Source organism: Vibrio sp. IB15, from assembly GCF_016406055.1.
In the GTDB taxonomy this organism is placed as follows: domain Bacteria; phylum Pseudomonadota; class Gammaproteobacteria; order Enterobacterales; family Vibrionaceae; genus Vibrio; species Vibrio chagasii.
This window is the reverse complement of the sequence record NZ_JAEFCE010000015.1, coordinates 24,740-42,123: the sequence shown is the minus strand read 5'-3', so window position 1 is coordinate 42,123 and position 17,384 is coordinate 24,740. Positions and strand designations below refer to the sequence as shown.

Sequence of the window (17,384 nt, the reverse complement as noted above, 5' to 3'; positions counted from 1 at the left end):
ACCAAAGTAACAAAGTAAAAGAGGGTAGCGTGATGCTACCCTCTTTTTACGCTGTTTTCTTTTTCTGTTATTCGTGGTTGTTTTTTGCTTTTTCTAATAAATCTGCGAAAAAGTGGCGCAGCGAATAGAGCATGATCAAACTTGGAATCACCATGAGTGCAGTCAATATAAAGAAGGTTGGCCAATCATTGAGGTAATCAACCAGCTCACCACTGAAGGAAGCTAAAGTGGTGCGGCCTAAATTCCCTAAAGAGGCAAGTAGAGCATATTGAGTCGCTGAAAACGCCTGTCCAGTTACTGCAGTCAAAAAAGAAACGAAGGCTACGGTTGAAAAAGCAGCTGTAAAGTTGTCAACCATAAGAGTGGCAACAAATAACTGTTCATTCGGTCCCACATGAGCGATCCAAGCAAACATTATATTACTTGATGCCATCGCGACTCCGCCAATCATCAGCCCACGAACAATACCAAACCTAACATTGACCATACTGCCAATTAGCGTAAACAACATGGTCAGTCCCCAACCCACTAACTTTGAGTAGTAGCCAATCTGTTCATTGGAAAAGCCCACCTCTTTGTAAAACGTAATCGACATTCTCCCTAAGAAAGCTTCACCTATTTTAAAGAGAAAAACAAAGAGTATTAAAGTGAGAGCGACTCTCACTCCATTACGTTTAAAGAAATCCAAGAAAGGTTCTACGGTCGTAACCGTTAGCCAGGCCAAAATGGGATTTCCTAAAAGTCGGTTGTGACGGATCTCCGCTTCTGCTTGTAGGTTACTACGTTTGGTCTTAGGCTCCCCGACTAATAATGTGAACATCATGAGAACGACTACGATCCCAGCCATGCCGTAGTAAACACCATTCCAACCGATTGAATCTGCATTAATAAAGGCAAGGTAACCAGGTAGAGAGTAGCCAGTCCACCAACCAACGACAGCCATTGCAGAGGCTTGTGGTAGTTTTGAAGCTTCTGATTTTGGGAAGGTATCGATACGAAATGCATCAATCGCGATGTCTTGAGTGGCTGAGGCAATGGCAATAGTGAGCGCTAACATTGAGGTAAACGCCAAATTCTCAGCAGGATTGACGCCAGCAATGAATAAGGTGCTAACTAAGACAATAGATTGGCAGAAAAATATCCAGCTACGTCGTTGCCCTAAAATCGCGTGTAGCACCGGTAATTTGACTCGGTCTACCAGAGGTGCCCACAAAAAGTTAATGGCGTATACGGCAAATACACTACCAAAGTAGCCAATAGCTGCACGGGTTAAACCTGCGTCTTTAAGCCAGCCAGACATGTTGGATCCAATAAGAACCCATGGGAAACCGCTTGAGCAGCCGAGCATGAACACCCACAGTAAGCGCTTATCGAGATAGCTTCGGAAAGTTTGCATCCAAGAAAGAGAGGGTGTGCCTGATGACATAAGTCGTCCTTGTATAGAAAAACGCCCTTAAGAAATAAGGGCGTTGCTTTAGATTACTTAAGAAGGGTTACTTTCGTGATGACAATTGGATCAACAGGGATATCTGCCATACGACCCATTCGCTTAGTTGGAATGGTCGCCATCTTTTGAATTACGTCAAAGCCTTCGGTTACTTTACCAAACACAGCGTAACCTGGGTTGCCGCCTTTCGCGTTTAGGAAATCGTTGTCTGCATAGTTAATGTAGAACTGACGAGTCGCAGAGTTTGGTGCGTTAGTACGAGCCATTGCGATGGTCGCTGTGTCATTTTTCAGACCATTGCTACCTTCATTTTTGATCGGAGCATACGTTGCTTGTTGCTGCATGTCTTTATTGAAGCCGCCACCTTGCGCCATAAAACCAGGAATAACACGGTGGAAGATAGTGCCTTCGTAACTACCGTCTGCTACGTATTTAAGAAAGTTCTCAGAACTAATTGGTGCTTGCTCTTGGTTTAGCTCGATTGTGAAGTTACCTAGCGTAGTTTCCACATTCACTTTAGGGCCAGCCCACACGCTCACGCTCACTAACATGAGTGCGATAGAAGATAGAATACGACCCATTAGAAACGTTCCTTCATGTAAGTTTGCAGTTCTTGGTCATTGGCGATCTCTTTCAGCACTAAGTCGATAACGTCGTTAAGTACCATTGCGATATCGTCGTTTGATGCGCTTAATGCACCAGTGCGAGTTGCCGTACCATTGAATGTCTTGACCAGTTTGCCTTCTGGTGTTTCAGCCGTAACTTCAAGTGTTACTTTACCGTCCATTTGGTTTTCCATAATGGTGTGTTCTACGGTAACTAAAGCTTCTTGAATTTCTAAAACAACAGAGTTTTCGCTGTTTACGCTGGCACGAAAGCCTTGAGACTCAAATTGTTGTGCGATAGCGTTTTCTAGAGAAATGCGCATATTTTGTTTAGCGTGAATTGGCTGAATGTTAGCGCGGCCGCTATCAACAAGTGCAACATACTGAGCAGCGCGAACATCTTTACTGGTTAGTGTGTAGGTTTTGCCTTGTACTAGGTTGCTTGAGCTTAGTGAAGCTTCTGGCATTACATTGATCTGTTCTTGCTGAGGGGCTGAACATGCTGTCAAAGCCATGATAGAAGCAGCCAAAATCAGTTTTTTCATTCCTTTATCCTTTCTAAATTCACACCAGAAGCTCGGTATTTTAAATTCTTATAAAGCAGTCTACTGCCTATTTGTTAAAATTAGCAGGTTCTCTTGTTGCTTGTAATATCTCAAATTTTTGGTTTAGTTCAAGCGTTTCAACGTTCGCTTCACCAAATAATCTTGCTAGTTTGACATCGTATCCGAGGTGTCGGTTGCCAATAACAATTAATTTGCCTCCATTGCTAAGAACATGCTTTGCATCACAGAACATTTGCCATGCAATGTGATCGGTAATCGCTTGTTGTTGATGGAATGGAGGGTTACACAACACTAGGTACGTGCTGTTTTTCTTAAAACCGTCCAAACAGTTGTTAGCAATGAACTGGAAGTTGCCTTCTTCCCCCAGGTTATCTTTTACGTTTTGGCGCGCTGATTCTACTGCCATAAAGCTTTCATCGACACACGTAATACGAGCTTGCGGATTCAGTTGACCAGTTTTAACACTCAGTACACCGTTACCACAACCAAGATCGATGATATGACGTAACTCTGGATCTTGAGGGATATGCTCTAGCATATAGCGAGCGCCCTGATCGAGTGCTTCCCCTGAGTAAACATTTGGTAAATTTTTCAGACGGATATCTTCACCATCAACGTCCCACTCAACGAATGGTTCAACTTTGTGAATAGGCTGACAGTTTGGAGAGGAGAACACCAAACGGTGCTTTTTCTTCGCCAGTGATGTTTTGGTTTCACCTAAGTACTTTTCAAACAGATTCAGCGTTGACGTGTGAATCTCTTTTACCTTGTTGACACCAATCACTTGGCAACCTTCAGGCAAAGCTTGGCGCAATTGACTCAGTTGCCACACCAAATGGCGGTTGGTTTTTGGTAGCTGCATCAGTACCAGATCAATACCGTGAGGGATATCATCCATGGTGTTTAAAAAGTTGACGCGATTGCACTGATTACGCTGTAAGTTTTTCAGGCCGCCTCGATGAGAGATAAACGAGTCGCTCATCATGGTCACATCGTGATCTTTTGAGAACCAAGCGGATAGGGCACCAAAGCTGTCGTTTAAGATCAGAATATGTTTGCCAGGTTCAAGGTTCATCTCTTCAACATGGTTAATAATGTATTCGTCGCCCGCATCCCAAGCTTGAAGCGTTTCATTTGAACGTTTAGGGAAACGATGTAAGGTCAAAGTTCTATCGTGAAGGGTAAGTTCAGTTTTCATTACTTGGGATACTTATGTGAGAAATAACAAAGATATTGTCTCAAATGCGGGCTGAACAAGATAGGGAAAACTCGATTAAACCTATGCTGTTCGTTATTAAATACTCAGACAGTAGCCTTGTTAGGGTTTATACTCACCCCACAGATAATGCCAACCCGTTATTAAGGAATCACAATGATCCAAGAAGTTATCGAAACAAAATTGCACAATGAGTTTTCACCAAGTCACTTGAATGTGGTTAATGAGAGCTATATGCACAATGTTCCGGCTGGTTCTGAGAGTCATTTTAAGGTGATTGTTGTGAGCGATGCGTTTGAAGGCTTGCGTCTTATTGCTCGTCACCGAGCGGTAAATAAAGCACTTTCAGAAGAGCTAGCGAACAATATTCACGCTTTATCTATTCACACTTATACAAAAGATGAATGGTTGAAGCAGCTAGATAACGTGCCAGACAGCCCGATGTGCATGGGCAAGTAATAGATTTAATACATATAAAAAGAGGTGGCTATGCCGCCTTTTTTATCGCCTAAATTGTCTGTTTTTTGCCGTTATATCACTCAAACTGATGGCAGATTAAGCGCCTAAAAATACCTACAATGAGTGGTGTTTTTATTAACAGTGTTTCAACATAACTCATAAGATATTAGTTTGTGACAGAGTGTTAATCTCTTGTTTAAAACACTTTTCAAAAGCCAATTTATCTGTGCGGCTCGTCAAATTTATGCATATTTAAGAGTCCATATGCTTCAATTCTCACCAAATAAACGTGCTATTCAAGTTATTGGTCATGGCATCAAGATACCAAAAAATGCTAGAATACGGCACCTGATAAATCTCACATGATTTTTGTGAGAATTTTATTAAGATAATGTTGCGATTTTGGTATCTCAAATTTACCAAAACCGGACACTGTAATGTCGTGTCTAAGGGCGATTTTAAAACGTCCTGAATTTACGCAATTAAAAGAATCTTTTTCCCGATAAAGTAGTGCAAGTGCGTATGATTACAATAAAGAAGGGTTTGGATCTTCCTATCGCAGGAACTCCATCCCAGGTGATTAATGATGGTAAGTCCATCACTAAAGTCGCCTTGCTTGGCGAAGAGTACGTTGGTATGCGTCCTACGATGCATGCTCGCGTTGGTGATGAAGTGAAGAAAGGCCAAGTTCTTTTTGCAGATAAAAAGAACCCAGGTGTTGTATTTACTTCTCCAGCAAGCGGTAAAGTTATTGAAGTGAACCGTGGTGCTAAGCGTGTTCTTCAATCTGTAGTGATTGAAGTAGCAGGCAATGAGCAAATCACGTTCAATAGCTATGAAGCTAACCAACTAGCAGGTCTAGACCGTGATACGGTTAAAGCTCAGTTAGTTGAGTCTGGTTCATGGACTGCTTTGCGAACTCGTCCGTTCAGCAAGGTTCCAGCAATTGATTCTGAAACTCAGGCTATTTTCGTAACTGCTATGGATACAAATCCGCTAGCAGCTGAGCCAGAATTAATCATTAACGAGCAGTCTGATGCTTTCGTTGCTGGTTTAGATATTCTTTCAACTCTGACTAACGGTAAAGTGTACGTTTGTAAAAAAGGTACTAGCTTACCTCGTTCAGCTCAGTCTAACGTTGAAGAACATGTTTTTGATGGCCCACACCCTGCAGGTCTTGCAGGGACGCATATGCATTACCTATACCCGGTAAATGCAGAAAACGTAGCGTGGAGCATTAACTACCAAGATGTTATCGCATTCGGTAAGCTTTTCCTTACTGGTGAGCTTTACACTGATCGTGTTGTTTCTCTGGCTGGTCCAGTAGTTAACAACCCGCGTCTAGTTCGTACTCAAATTGGTGCTAGCCTTGAAGAGTTGACAGACAGCGAGCTAATGCCAGGCGAAGTTCGTGTGATTTCTGGTTCTGTACTAACTGGTACACAAGCAACTGGTCCACATGCTTACCTTGGTCGTTACCATCAGCAAGTTTCTGTTCTACGTGAAGGTCGTGATAAAGAGCTATTCGGCTGGGCTATGCCTGGTAAGAATAAGTTCTCTGTTACTCGTTCATTCCTTGGTCACCTGTTTAAAGGTCAGTTGTTCAACATGACAACGACTACAAACGGTAGTGATCGCTCAATGGTTCCAATCGGTAACTACGAGCGCGTAATGCCTCTAGATATGGAACCTACATTGCTGCTTCGTGATCTATGTGCAGGCGACGTTGATAGTGCACAAGCACTAGGTGCGCTAGAGCTAGATGAAGAAGATTTGGCATTGTGTACCTTTGTATGTCCAGGTAAGTACGAGTACGGTCAACTACTTCGTGAATGCCTAGATACGATTGAGAAGGAAGGGTAATTTTCATGGGCCTTAAAAAGTTTCTTGAAGACATCGAGCATCATTTTGAGCCAGGTGGTAAACACGAGAAGTGGTTCGCGCTTTACGAAGCAGCGGCTACAGTGTTCTACACGCCAGGTCTAATCACAAAGAAAAGCTCACACGTTCGTGATAGCGTTGACTTAAAACGTATCATGATCATGGTTTGGTTCGCGGTATTCCCAGCTATGTTCTGGGGTATGTACAACGCGGGTGGCCAAGCTATCGCTGCACTTAACCACATGTACGCAGGCGCTGAACTAGCATCTGTAATTGATGGTAACTGGCACTACTGGCTAACTCAAATGCTTGGCGCCTCCTTAGGAGCCGATGCAGGTGTTGGCAGTAAGATGCTACTTGGTGCGACTTACTTCCTACCTATCTACGCAACGGTATTTATCGTTGGTGGTTTCTGGGAAGTTCTGTTCTGTATGGTGCGTAAGCACGAAGTTAACGAAGGTTTCTTTGTAACTTCTATTCTTTTCGCGCTTATCGTTCCGCCAACACTTCCTCTATGGCAAGCAGCTCTAGGTATTACCTTCGGTGTTGTTGTTGCTAAAGAGATCTTTGGTGGTACAGGTCGTAACTTCCTAAACCCTGCGCTTGCTGGCCGTGCGTTCCTATTCTTTGCATACCCTGCACAGATTTCAGGTGACGTAGTTTGGACTGCAGCAGATGGTTTCTCTGGTGCAACTGCGCTTAGCCAATGGGCTCAAGGCGGCGGTAGCGCGCTAGTGAACACAGTATCTGGTGAAGCAATCACGTGGATGGATGCGTTCATTGGTAACATCCCAGGTTCTATCGGTGAAGTATCGACTCTAGCACTTATGATTGGTGCAGCGATGATCGTTTACATGCGTATCGCTTCATGGCGCATCATTGCTGGTGTAATGATCGGTATGATCGCTGTGTCTACGCTATTCAATGTGATCGGTTCTGATACTAACGCAATGTTCAGCATGCCTTGGCACTGGCACCTAGTTCTAGGTGGCTTCGCATTCGGTATGTTCTTCATGGCGACAGACCCTGTATCAGCTTCATTTACCAACAAAGGTAAGTGGTGGTACGGCATCCTAATCGGCGCAATGTGTGTAATGATCCGTGTAGTTAACCCTGCATACCCAGAAGGCATGATGCTTGCGATTCTATTCGCAAACCTATTTGCTCCTCTGTTTGACCACGTTGTAATCGAGAAGAACATTAAGCGGAGACTAGCTCGCTATGGCAAGTAATAACGATAGCATTAAAAAGACGCTGTTTGTTGTTATCGCATTGAGCCTAGTGTGCTCAATCATCGTTTCAACAGCTGCAGTTGTTCTTAAACCTAAGCAACAAGCTAACGCGGTTCTGGATCAGCAAACTAAGATCCTAGAAGTTGCAGGTGTTGACCTTGAAGGTGACATCCCAGCGCTGTACGCAGAGAACATCGAACCTCGTCTAGTTGATTTCGCTACTGGTGATTTCGTTGACGGTGATGCTTCTGCATACGACCAACGTAAAGCGGCAAAAGATCCAGCTCAGTCAATCAAGCTTTCAGCTGAAGATGACATCGCTAAGATCCTTCGTCGTGCTAACACAGGTACTGTATACCTAGTGAAAGACGGTGCTGAAACTACTAAAGTTATCATCCCTGTTCACGGTAACGGCCTATGGTCAATGATGTACGCATTCGTTGCGGTAGAAACTGATGGCAACACAGTTTCTGGTATCACTTACTACGAGCAAGGTGAAACTCCTGGACTTGGTGGTGAAGTTGAGAACCCAACTTGGCGTGCTCAATTCGTTGGTAAGAAATTATTCGACGAAAACCACAAGCCAGCTATCAAGGTAGTTAAAGGTGGTGCTCCTGAAGGTACTGAGCACGGTGTTGATGGCCTTTCTGGTGCAACACTGACCAGTGTTGGCGTTCAACATACATTTGACTTCTGGTTAGGTGATATGGGCTTTGGTCCGTTCCTAGCAAAAGTTCGTGACGGAGGTCTGAACTAATGTCTAGTGCAAAAGAAATTAAAAAGAGCATTTTAGCGCCAGTATTGGATAACAACCCAATCGCGCTACAGGTTCTTGGTGTGTGTTCTGCTCTTGCGGTAACCACTAAGCTAGAAACAGCATTTGTTATGACTATCGCGGTAATGTTTGTTACTGCTCTGTCTAACTTCTTCGTTTCTCTAATCCGTAACCACATTCCTAACAGTGTGCGTATCATCGTTCAGATGGCAATTATCGCATCATTAGTAATCGTGGTAGACCAAGTGCTAAAAGCATACCTATACGATATCTCTAAGCAGCTATCTGTATTCGTAGGCCTAATCATTACTAACTGTATTGTAATGGGTCGTGCTGAAGCATTCGCAATGAAGTCTGCGCCAATCCCATCTCTAATCGATGGTCTTGGTAACGGTCTTGGTTACGGTTTCGTTCTTATCACTGTTGGTTTCTTCCGTGAGCTTCTAGGCTCTGGCAAACTATTTGGTATGGAAGTACTACCTCTAGTGAGCAACGGTGGTTGGTATCAGCCAAACGGCTTGATGCTTCTAGCACCTTCTGCATTCTTCCTAATTGGTTTCTTGATTTGGGCGATTCGTACGTTCAAACCAGAGCAAGTAGAAGCGAAGGGGTAAGGTAGTCATGGAACATTATATTAGTCTGCTAGTTAAATCGATTTTTATCGAAAACATGGCGCTTTCTTTCTTCCTAGGTATGTGTACATTCCTAGCGGTATCTAAGAAAGTTAAAACTTCTTTTGGTCTTGGTGTTGCGGTAGTTGTAGTACTTACAATCGCTGTTCCTGTGAACAACCTTGTTTACACAAACATTCTGAAAGAAAACGCGCTTGTTGAAGGTGTCGATTTAAGTTTCCTTAACTTCATCGCATTCATCGGTGTTATCGCGGCACTTGTACAAATCCTAGAGATGGTTCTAGACCGTTTCTTCCCACCTTTGTACAACGCACTAGGTATCTTCCTTCCACTGATCACAGTTAACTGTGCAATCTTTGGTGGTGTATCTTTCATGGTAACTCGTGACTACAACTTTGCTGAATCTGTTGTTTACGGCTTCGGTTCTGGTGTGGGTTGGATGTTAGCTATCGTTGCTCTTGCGGGTATCCGTGAGAAGATGAAGTACTCTGACGTACCTCCAGGTCTACGTGGCCTTGGTATCACGTTCATTACTGTTGGTCTGATGGCGTTAGGCTTTATGTCTTTCTCTGGTGTTCAACTGTAGGGTAAGCACCCAGTAATAAGGAATAACAAATGCAAAGCATTATTCTTGGCGTAGCGATGTTTACCATTATTGTATTGGCTTTAGTGCTAGTGATTCTATTCGCTAAATCTAAGCTAGTACCATCAGGTGACATCACTATTTCAGTAAATGGCGACCCTGAAAAGGCGATCGTTACTCAACCTGGTAGCAAGCTACTTGGTGCCCTAGCGGGTGCTGGTATCTTCGTATCTTCTGCTTGTGGTGGCGGTGGCTCTTGTGGTCAGTGTCGTGTAAAAGTTAAGTCTGGCGGTGGCGACATCCTACCAACTGAACTTGATCACATCACAAAAGGCGAAGCTCGCGAAGGCGAACGTCTTGCATGTCAAGTTGCTATGAAAACTGACATGGAGATTGAACTAGACGAAGATATCTTTGGTGTTAAAAAGTGGGAATGTACTGTTATCTCGAATAACAACGAAGCTACTTTCATCAAAGAACTTGCGCTAGCAATCCCTGAAGGTGAAGAAGTACCGTTCCGCGCGGGTGGTTACATTCAGATTGAAGCTGAACCACATCACGTGAAATACGCAGATTACGATATTCCTGAGGAATACCGTGGTGACTGGGATAAGTTCAACCTATTCCGTTACGAGTCTATCGTTAAAGAACATTCAATCCGTGCTTACTCAATGGCTTCATACCCAGAAGAGAAAGGCATCATTAAGTTGAACGTTCGTATCGCGACTCCGCCGCCAAACAACCCAGACGTAGCTCCAGGTGTGATGTCTTCATACATCTGGTCTCTTAAGCCTGGTGACAAGTGTACGATTTCTGGTCCATTTGGTGAGTTCTTCGCTAAAGACACAGACAACGAAATGGTATTCATCGGTGGTGGTGCAGGTATGGCGCCTATGCGTTCTCATATCTTCGACCAACTTAAGCGTCTTAAGTCTACTCGTAAGATGTCTTACTGGTACGGCGCACGTTCTAAGCGTGAGATGTTCTACATTGAAGATTTCGATGGCCTAGCGGCTGCAAACGAAAACTTCGTGTGGCACTGTGCACTGTCTGATCCTCAACCAGAGGACAACTGGGACGGTTACACTGGTTTCATCCACAACGTATTGTACGAAAACTACCTGAAGGACCACGAAGCTCCTGAAGATTGTGAGTACTACATGTGTGGTCCACCGATGATGAACGCTGCTGTTATCGGCATGCTGAAAGATCTTGGTGTAGAAGATGAAAACATCCTACTAGATGACTTCGGTGGTTAATCCACTTAAGTGATTGTTATTATGGCTGACTCCTACGAGTCAGCCATTTGTTTTTCTAAGACAGCTTTTGACAACATACTGGCTTATATAAGAAAGAGTAAGGCATTCAAAATACCTATTTTTTACTCTTATTTTTCCTTATATAAATCCTCAACATTAGACAGGAGTAAGCAAGTGAGAATTTGGCTTGTTGCATTAACTTCTTTGATTTTTCTTGCGGGCTGTGAGCAGTCAAGAGAGCAAGTGCATTTGAGTGGCCCAACGATGGGCACGAGTTACAATATTAAATACATCAACAGTGATGAATTTCCTGAGTCTAATGAAGTTCATACTGAAATCGATCGTCTACTTGAAGAAGTAAACGACCAGATGTCGACGTACCGTGAAGATTCAGAGTTGAGCCGCTTTAACCAATACAAAGGTGCTGACGCATTCGAAGTGTCTGAGCAAACAGCGACGGTTGTGAAAGAAGCGATTCGTTTGAACGGTCTTACTGAAGGAGCACTGGATGTAACGGTTGGTCCATTAGTTAACTTATGGGGCTTTGGTCCTGAAGCTCGCCCTGAAGTTGTGCCATCAGATGAAGAGCTGGCGGCTCGTAAGGCTAAGATTGGTATTCATCACCTTAGCGTTGAAGGTAATATGTTGAAGAAAGACCTACCTAACCTGTATGTCGATCTATCCACGATTGCAAAAGGTTGGGGCGTTGATGTCGTCGCTGACTACCTTGATTCTATCGGTATTCACAACTATATGGTTGAAGTCGGTGGCGAAATTCGTCTGAAAGGTTTAAACCGTGAGAACGTGGGCTGGCGTATCGCGATTGAGAAACCAAGCGTTGACGAGCGTAATATCCAAGAGATCATCGAGCCGGGTGATATGGCTATCGCAACCTCTGGTGATTACCGTAACTATTTTGAACGTGATGGTGTTCGTTACTCACACATCATCAACCCTGAAACAGGAAAGCCTCTTCACCATAAAGTGGTTTCTGTAACAGTTTTAAACTCGTCTTCAATGACTGCAGACGGTTTATCTACAGGCCTTATGGTCTTAGGTGAAGAGAAAGGAATGGAAGTCGCAAACCAACATAACATCCCAGTGTTCATGGTGGTAAAAACAGCAGATGGCTTTAAAGAAGTTGCTTCTGAAGCATTTAAGCCATACTTAGGTAAATAAGGTAAGCGAGAAAATTATGAATACATTTCTGATTACATTTGGTGTTTTTCTAGCTGTGATTACAGCAATGTCTATTGGCTACATCATTCAAAAGAAAGTAGTTAAAGGTAGCTGTGGTGGCTTAGGTGCAGTTGGTATTGATAAAGTATGTAACTGCCCAGAACCTTGTGATGCGCGTAAAAAGCGTGAAGCTCGTGAAGCTTACCGCGAAGAGAAACTGGCCGAGCGTCAGCAAAAAGAAGCTGCTTGGAATAAAGATCGTATTGCTTAATCAGCGATATTGATTGGGAGCGAATTAAGCTTTCCAAGAACAGAAGCCCAAGGTATGTGCCTTGGGCTTTTTTTGTTTTTCGCTAATTGGATTCATGCTTAGAAAGGTTCAGCTACTCGTTAACTAACTGAAGATTATTGCGAGCGCACACTAGCTGGTTTCGACCTTGTTCTTTAGCGGTATAAAGCAGTTCGTCGGCGGCTTTAATCTGTTCATCTAAAGAGCCCATTTGATCGGTTACCCCAATGCTCATGGTCACTTTAATGATTTGTGAATCATGCATCACTTGGTGACTTTCAATTGCATCTCTCATGGATTCCAACTCTTCCACAAACTGTTCAAATGGGCCGCAAGATTGAATGCAAAATTCTTCTCCGCCAAAACGAACGGGTAAGTCATCTTTAAAGTGTTGCTTGATAATTTTTCCAACTTCAATCAACACCGCATCACCACCATCGTGACCATAGGTATCATTCACTTTCTTAAAGAAGTCGATATCCATCATGGCAATATTGCGCTCTTCACAACCTTTACACGTCTGATTAAATAAATAACGACGGTTCCATAGGCCAGTAAGGGCATCCTCGTTAGCGTGACGAAACAGCTCACTCGTCGCTTCTTTCATATCGAGGAGTTGATGAATTCGACAGAAGAATTCTTCTTGATTAAAGGGCTTATAGAGGAAATCATTGGCGCCAGCTTTAAGGAAACGAGCGGTCATGGTGCGGTCATCACTGCCTGATAAGCCAAGGATAGCGAGTTGGTTACGGTCGTGCTGCACTCGAATGTCACGAGTCATCGAAATACCGTCTTTATTTGGCATATCGTGGTCAGTGACCACAACGGTGATATCAGGATCGTTTTGCAGCAGTGCGAGCGCTTGCTCTCCATCTTCTGCCTGAACGGTTTGAATATATTGGTGTTCAAGAAGTTGAACGACATATCGGCGAACCACAGCAGAATCATCAACAACCAGAGCTTTATGGTGTCGATTATTCGAGATTCGTTTTACAAGCGGTAGCAAGTAACTGACCGATGACATGCTGTCTTTGAGGATGTAATCCAACACACCTTTAGCCAGAACTTGTTCTCGTAGGGTGTTGTTGAACATGCCGGTAAGCACGATGATTTTTTGCTGATAGCCGAGCACTAAATCAATGATCTCACCATCTTGGCCGTCAGGTAGGCAGTAGTCGAGCACGGCGCACAAGAAATCCGTCTCTTGCTCTAAGATAGCTTTGGCTTCAGCCACAGATTCTGCGAGCGCAACTTCATAACCATCGTTTTTAAATTGCTGGTAAAGGTAGTTTCTGAATGCGCGACTGTCCTCTACTACTAGTATTTTTTCACTCAAAAGCTATCCCTACTTATAGACTAAATACTCCTAACAATACTATCAGAAGAGTAGGTGGCGATTGAAGCTAAACCTGTTGAGCTGGACTCTAGATCATTTTAAAACCAACAATTATCCATTATACTGTTCATAGATACAGTTGTAAGGTTGAGTTACTGGTTAATGTGTAGTGCGGACCAAGAGAAAGTGAGAAAAATAATCCATGTCGATATGGACTGTTTTTACGCGGCTGTAGAAATGCGAGATAACCCGGCATATCGTAACCGACCATTGGCTGTAGGCGGGCACGAAAAGCAGCGTGGTGTGCTCAGCACATGCAATTATGAAGCACGTAAGTTTGGTGTTCGTTCGGCCATGCCGACAGCTAAAGCGCTACAACTTTGTCCTAACTTGTTAGTAGTGCCGGGAAGAATGTCTGTCTATGTCGAGATATCTAAAAAGATCCGTGAGATTTTCTCTCGGTATACTTCGGTGATTGAGCCGTTGTCGTTGGATGAAGCATTTCTTGATGTAACCGATTCAAAGCAGTGCCATGGCTCTGCAACACTTATCGCTGAATCGATTCGTCGTGATATCTGGAATGAACTTAATCTAACGGCGTCTGCTGGTATTGCTCCGATAAAGTTTTTGGCGAAAGTGGCTTCGGATATGAATAAGCCTAACGGGCAATTCGTTATCCCTCCACAAGACGTGCAAACGGTAATCGATGAACTACCACTTGAAAAGATCCCCGGCGTCGGCAAGGTGAGTATTGAAAAGCTTCACCAAGCGGGCTTTTTTACCTGCAAGGATATAAAAGAGTCTGACTATCGCGATCTACTACTTAAATTTGGTCGCCAGGGCGCCTCATTGTGGAAGCGCAGCCATGGTATCGATGAGCGAGAAGTCATTGTCGAGCGTGAGCGCAAGTCTGTCGGGGTTGAAAGAACCTTTACCCAAAATATATCGACTTACGCCGAGTGTTGGCAGGTGATAGAAGACAAGCTGTTTCCTGAACTTGAAACGCGATTGGAAAAAGCGAGTCCAAGTAAAGCGATCATCAAGCAGGGTATTAAGCTCAAATTCGCCGATTTCCAACAAACCACTATTGAGCACATTCATGCATCTCTAGATCGTGAACACTTCAAAGAGCTGTTAAGTGAAATACTCAAAAGGCAGCAAGGGCGAGAGATACGCTTACTGGGCTTGAGTGTGATGTTGCAGCCCAAAGACCAAATGCGTCAGCTGAGTTTTTTCTAAAGGCAGAGATTGGAGAGTGCGTCCCATAAGTACCGACTAAGCTTCGTTGCTTAGTCGGTTTTTTTATCGTTTAGAGTTACCTAGGAAGCTGTTTAACTCGCGCTAAAGTATCACTGAATGGTTGCTGCTCTAGCTTTCCGTAGCCGACCATTTTGCTTGCTTTAAGTTTGGTTGAAAGTGGGGTGGCGATTCCACAGAGAAAGCGAGTGATGGCTTCATCGGTAATCAGTTGTTGGCTTGCAGAAATAAACTCATGAATCCATGTCATGACTGTCTCATCATCGACCGATTCAACATCAACGCTTGGTAAGGTTGCTACTTGACCGCGGCATACAGAGCAGTGACCGCAGGCTTTTGGCGCTTCGTTGTCTGCAAAGTAGCTTGCTAGGCGAGAGCTTAGGCACGTGTCAGCCTCAAAGAAGCTCAGCATTTGATTGAGACGATTTATCTCGCTGTTCTCTTTTGCTTTAAACAACTCTGTAAGTCGCTCAGATAACTGCATTATCTCTTCAGAAGTATTGTGGTTCGCATAAACATCGGTGATCTGTTTACTTTCCAACTCAATCCAGCCTTGCTCGTTAAAGTAATCGATAGCGGCAATCACGCGTTGACGATCAGCTTGGAAGTGAGTCCAAAGAGCTTCGAAGTCGACCTGGCACCAAACTCTCGCTTGCGGAGAACACTGGAAGATCGCTTCCACGAAGCTACGACGCTCACCTTGGAACTGTTCGGTTATCTGCTGTTTAGGGCGAATGAACTTAAATTTATAGTCAGCGAAGTAGCTGTATTTAGGCTCAATGACGCCTTCAATTTCAAGGTAAACCAGTAACGTTTTGAGTGGCAGCTGACGAATGTTCGATTCACGCGAAAGCTGGTTAAGCATGATTTCCCATTGATTAGCGCCAGACGGCCCAATATTTTGGTTTTCGTAGATCTCTCTCAATACTGCTTGGATGGATATGTTGTCCGGCGTATCGCCAAACACGAAGTTCTCAAGCGTGCTCAAGCCGTGTTTATTGGCCAGTAAGATACACTCAGAAGTTTGTCCATCACGGCCAGCTCTTCCTATCTCTTGGGAGTAGTTCTCTATCGATTTAGGTAAGTCAAAATGAATCACTCGGCGGATATTTGATTTGTCCACGCCCATGCCAAATGCAATCGTTGCCACAATACAGTGCACGTCATCATTCATGAATTGCTGTTGAATAGCATCTCTGTTTTCTGGTTTAAGACCGGCGTGATAAGCCACAGAGTTAACCCCGGCATTACGGAGTTGTTGAGCAACCATCTCTGCCGTTTGCTGCAGAGTAACATAGACAATGGTGGGTGCTTGCGCTGCTTGGTTGACCACATTACACAAGCTTTCTAACTTGTTAGCTTGTTCACATGGCTGAATAGATAAGTCGAGGTTTTTACGATAGAAGCCTGTCACCACAACACGATCTTCATCGATATCGAACTTAGACTTCATATCTTGAATAACAGATGTTGTGGCTGTCGCTGTGAGCAGCAGTACCTGAGGAATGTTAAGCTGCTTTTGATATTGAGGCAGCTTGAGGTAGTCTGGTCTGAAGTTGTGGCCCCATTCAGAAATACAGTGTGCTTCATCGACCACAAGCAACGAGATAGGCACTTGTGAAATAAACTGGCGAAAGCGTTCGTTTTTCAGTCGCTCGACTGAGATCATCAGGATCTTTGTGTCTCCGCTGCGTACGGATTGCATTACTTGCTGGGTGGTTTGCCTGTCTTGGCTTGATTCGATTGCAGCCGCGCTGATGCCTTTGCTGTGTAGGAAAGCGAGTTGGTCTTTCATCAAGGCGAGCAGTGGTGATATCACCAAGGTAAGGTGGGGCAACTCTAAAGCGGGTAGCTGATAACAGAGTGATTTCCCCGAACCTGTCGGGAATATTGCCGCTGTCGAGTGACCAGATAGAACATTATCAATGACTTGCTTCTGTCCGTTTCTCAGTGAATCGAATCCGAATACTTGTTTTAGCTTCTGCTCAATCATTTGTGTTCTACCTGAATTAATAAGTGTTGTCTTGATGCTAAAGCGAGCGCTGATTGACGATAGCGTCGCTTGAGGTATCAAATCTCTTGCACCTGATTGTACCTAATTCTATTCTGTAGCTCCTATAGAAAAGCACCCCAATAGTATGAATAAGTCTGAGCTCCGCCAAATAATCTTAGAGCAACTTGAATCTCGATTACGTATCGCGCAGTCCGCTACACAGCGTGCCATTGATGCTGCGACTGATGAAGAGACAGTTCCTGAACATAAGTACGACACGTTGGCGCTGGAAGCCTCGTACCTTGCTCACGGACAAGCGGTTAGGGTACAAGAGTGCGAAGAGGATATTCAGTGTTACCGAAACCTAGTTTTACGTGACAGTGAGAAGGTAACAGTGAGTAGCTACGTTGTGGTGATTGACGATCATGATCAATATAAGCATTTTTTCATGGGGCCAAGAGTCGGTGGGCTGTCTGTTACCTGGAATGGTAATGAGGTATCTATTGTGACTGCGAATGCGCCTTTTGGTCGGGCGCTTATGGGGAAAGAAGTCGGCGACGAGATTGAGTTTAGCGTCGCTGATAAACCGTTTTTTTACGAAGTGGTTTCTATTGATTGAGCCCCGGGTAAATTGATATAAAACCTTGCCCTGACAAAGAAGCATAAACTCGGGGT

The 17,384-nt window shown here is 44.0% G+C and carries 17 protein-coding genes; 11 read left to right on the top strand and 6 right to left on the bottom strand.

Going from position 1 to position 17,384, the window contains the following annotated elements:
• Window positions 1-67 precede the first annotated feature (67 nt).
• The 4 genes from JC606_RS07755 to JC606_RS07740 all read right to left on the bottom strand — a co-directional run bounded on the left by JC606_RS07755 (window position 68) and on the right by JC606_RS07740 (window position 3,816).
• The gene (locus tag JC606_RS07755) at window positions 68-1,426 is read right to left on the bottom strand and encodes an AmpG family muropeptide MFS transporter (protein WP_198778359.1); all 1,359 of its coding nucleotides are present in this window, start codon (window positions 1,424-1,426) and stop codon (window positions 68-70) included.
• A 53-nt stretch (window positions 1,427-1,479) separates the two neighbouring features.
• The gene (locus JC606_RS07750) at window positions 1,480-2,028 is read right to left on the bottom strand and encodes a peptidylprolyl isomerase (protein WP_198778358.1); all 549 of its coding nucleotides are present in this window, start codon (window positions 2,026-2,028) and stop codon (window positions 1,480-1,482) included.
• Complete coding sequence (locus JC606_RS07745; protein WP_004737614.1) at window positions 2,028-2,597, bottom strand: YajG family lipoprotein; 570 nt, start codon at window positions 2,595-2,597, stop codon at window positions 2,028-2,030. Before JC606_RS07745 ends, JC606_RS07750 begins: the two co-directional genes overlap by 1 nt.
• A 67-nt stretch (window positions 2,598-2,664) precedes the next feature.
• Entirely contained in the window at window positions 2,665-3,816 is a 1,152-nt protein-coding gene (locus JC606_RS07740) for a methyltransferase (RefSeq protein WP_198778357.1), read from the bottom strand.
• A gap of 174 nt (window positions 3,817-3,990) precedes the next feature.
• On the opposite strand from JC606_RS07740, the gene bolA reads away from it, so the two are divergent.
• From bolA to nqrM, 9 genes are all read left to right on the top strand, one after another.
• Window positions 3,991-4,293 carry a transcriptional regulator BolA gene (bolA, locus tag JC606_RS07735; protein ID WP_198778356.1) on the top strand — a complete coding sequence of 101 codons (303 nt, stop codon included), beginning with the start codon at window positions 3,991-3,993 and terminating at the stop codon, window positions 4,291-4,293.
• Between the two features lie 522 nt (window positions 4,294-4,815).
• Complete coding sequence (locus JC606_RS07730) at window positions 4,816-6,156, top strand: Na(+)-translocating NADH-quinone reductase subunit A (RefSeq protein ID WP_198778355.1); 1,341 nt, start codon at window positions 4,816-4,818, stop codon at window positions 6,154-6,156.
• A gap of 5 nt (window positions 6,157-6,161) precedes the next feature.
• Window positions 6,162-7,406 carry an NADH:ubiquinone reductase (Na(+)-transporting) subunit B gene (locus tag JC606_RS07725; RefSeq protein WP_032551421.1) on the top strand — a complete coding sequence of 415 codons (1,245 nt, stop codon included), beginning with the start codon at window positions 6,162-6,164 and terminating at the stop codon, window positions 7,404-7,406.
• Window positions 7,396-8,163, top strand: coding sequence for a Na(+)-translocating NADH-quinone reductase subunit C (locus JC606_RS07720; protein WP_102423848.1), 768 nt, complete (start codon window positions 7,396-7,398; stop codon window positions 8,161-8,163). The genes JC606_RS07725 and JC606_RS07720 overlap by 11 nt, the downstream gene beginning before the upstream one ends.
• Window positions 8,163-8,795 (top strand): NADH:ubiquinone reductase (Na(+)-transporting) subunit D, encoded by a 633-nt coding sequence (locus JC606_RS07715; RefSeq protein WP_102423849.1) that lies wholly within the window; start codon window positions 8,163-8,165, stop codon window positions 8,793-8,795. The genes JC606_RS07720 and JC606_RS07715 overlap by 1 nt, the downstream gene beginning before the upstream one ends.
• 7 nt (window positions 8,796-8,802) lie before the next feature.
• The gene (gene nqrE, locus JC606_RS07710; protein ID WP_004737621.1) at window positions 8,803-9,399 is read left to right on the top strand and encodes an NADH:ubiquinone reductase (Na(+)-transporting) subunit E; all 597 of its coding nucleotides are present in this window, start codon (window positions 8,803-8,805) and stop codon (window positions 9,397-9,399) included.
• A 29-nt stretch (window positions 9,400-9,428) separates the two neighbouring features.
• Window positions 9,429-10,655 carry an NADH:ubiquinone reductase (Na(+)-transporting) subunit F gene (gene nqrF, locus JC606_RS07705; RefSeq protein WP_063522726.1) on the top strand — a complete coding sequence of 409 codons (1,227 nt, stop codon included), beginning with the start codon at window positions 9,429-9,431 and terminating at the stop codon, window positions 10,653-10,655.
• 174 nt (window positions 10,656-10,829) lie between these two features.
• Window positions 10,830-11,834: an FAD:protein FMN transferase gene (locus JC606_RS07700; protein WP_102424961.1), complete on the top strand. Its 1,005-nt coding sequence runs from the start codon at window positions 10,830-10,832 to the stop codon at window positions 11,832-11,834.
• 16 nt (window positions 11,835-11,850) lie between these two features.
• Window positions 11,851-12,105 (top strand): (Na+)-NQR maturation NqrM, encoded by a 255-nt coding sequence (gene nqrM, locus JC606_RS07695; RefSeq protein ID WP_004737624.1) that lies wholly within the window; start codon window positions 11,851-11,853, stop codon window positions 12,103-12,105.
• Between the two features lie 112 nt (window positions 12,106-12,217).
• On the opposite strand, the gene JC606_RS07690 is transcribed toward nqrM, so the two are convergent.
• The gene (locus JC606_RS07690; RefSeq protein WP_198778354.1) at window positions 12,218-13,459 is read right to left on the bottom strand and encodes a diguanylate cyclase; all 1,242 of its coding nucleotides are present in this window, start codon (window positions 13,457-13,459) and stop codon (window positions 12,218-12,220) included.
• A gap of 162 nt (window positions 13,460-13,621) precedes the next feature.
• Between JC606_RS07690 and dinB the strand changes: the two genes are divergently transcribed.
• Window positions 13,622-14,698: a DNA polymerase IV gene (gene dinB / locus JC606_RS07685; protein WP_198778373.1), complete on the top strand. Its 1,077-nt coding sequence runs from the start codon at window positions 13,622-13,624 to the stop codon at window positions 14,696-14,698.
• A 76-nt stretch (window positions 14,699-14,774) separates the two neighbouring features.
• On the opposite strand, the gene JC606_RS07680 is transcribed toward dinB, so the two are convergent.
• Complete coding sequence (locus JC606_RS07680; RefSeq protein ID WP_198778353.1) at window positions 14,775-16,709, bottom strand: RecQ family ATP-dependent DNA helicase; 1,935 nt, start codon at window positions 16,707-16,709, stop codon at window positions 14,775-14,777.
• A gap of 145 nt (window positions 16,710-16,854) precedes the next feature.
• Between JC606_RS07680 and JC606_RS07675 the strand changes: the two genes are divergently transcribed.
• Window positions 16,855-17,328 carry a GreA/GreB family elongation factor gene (locus JC606_RS07675; RefSeq protein ID WP_198778352.1) on the top strand — a complete coding sequence of 158 codons (474 nt, stop codon included), beginning with the start codon at window positions 16,855-16,857 and terminating at the stop codon, window positions 17,326-17,328.
• The last annotated feature ends 56 nt before the right edge of the window (window positions 17,329-17,384 follow it).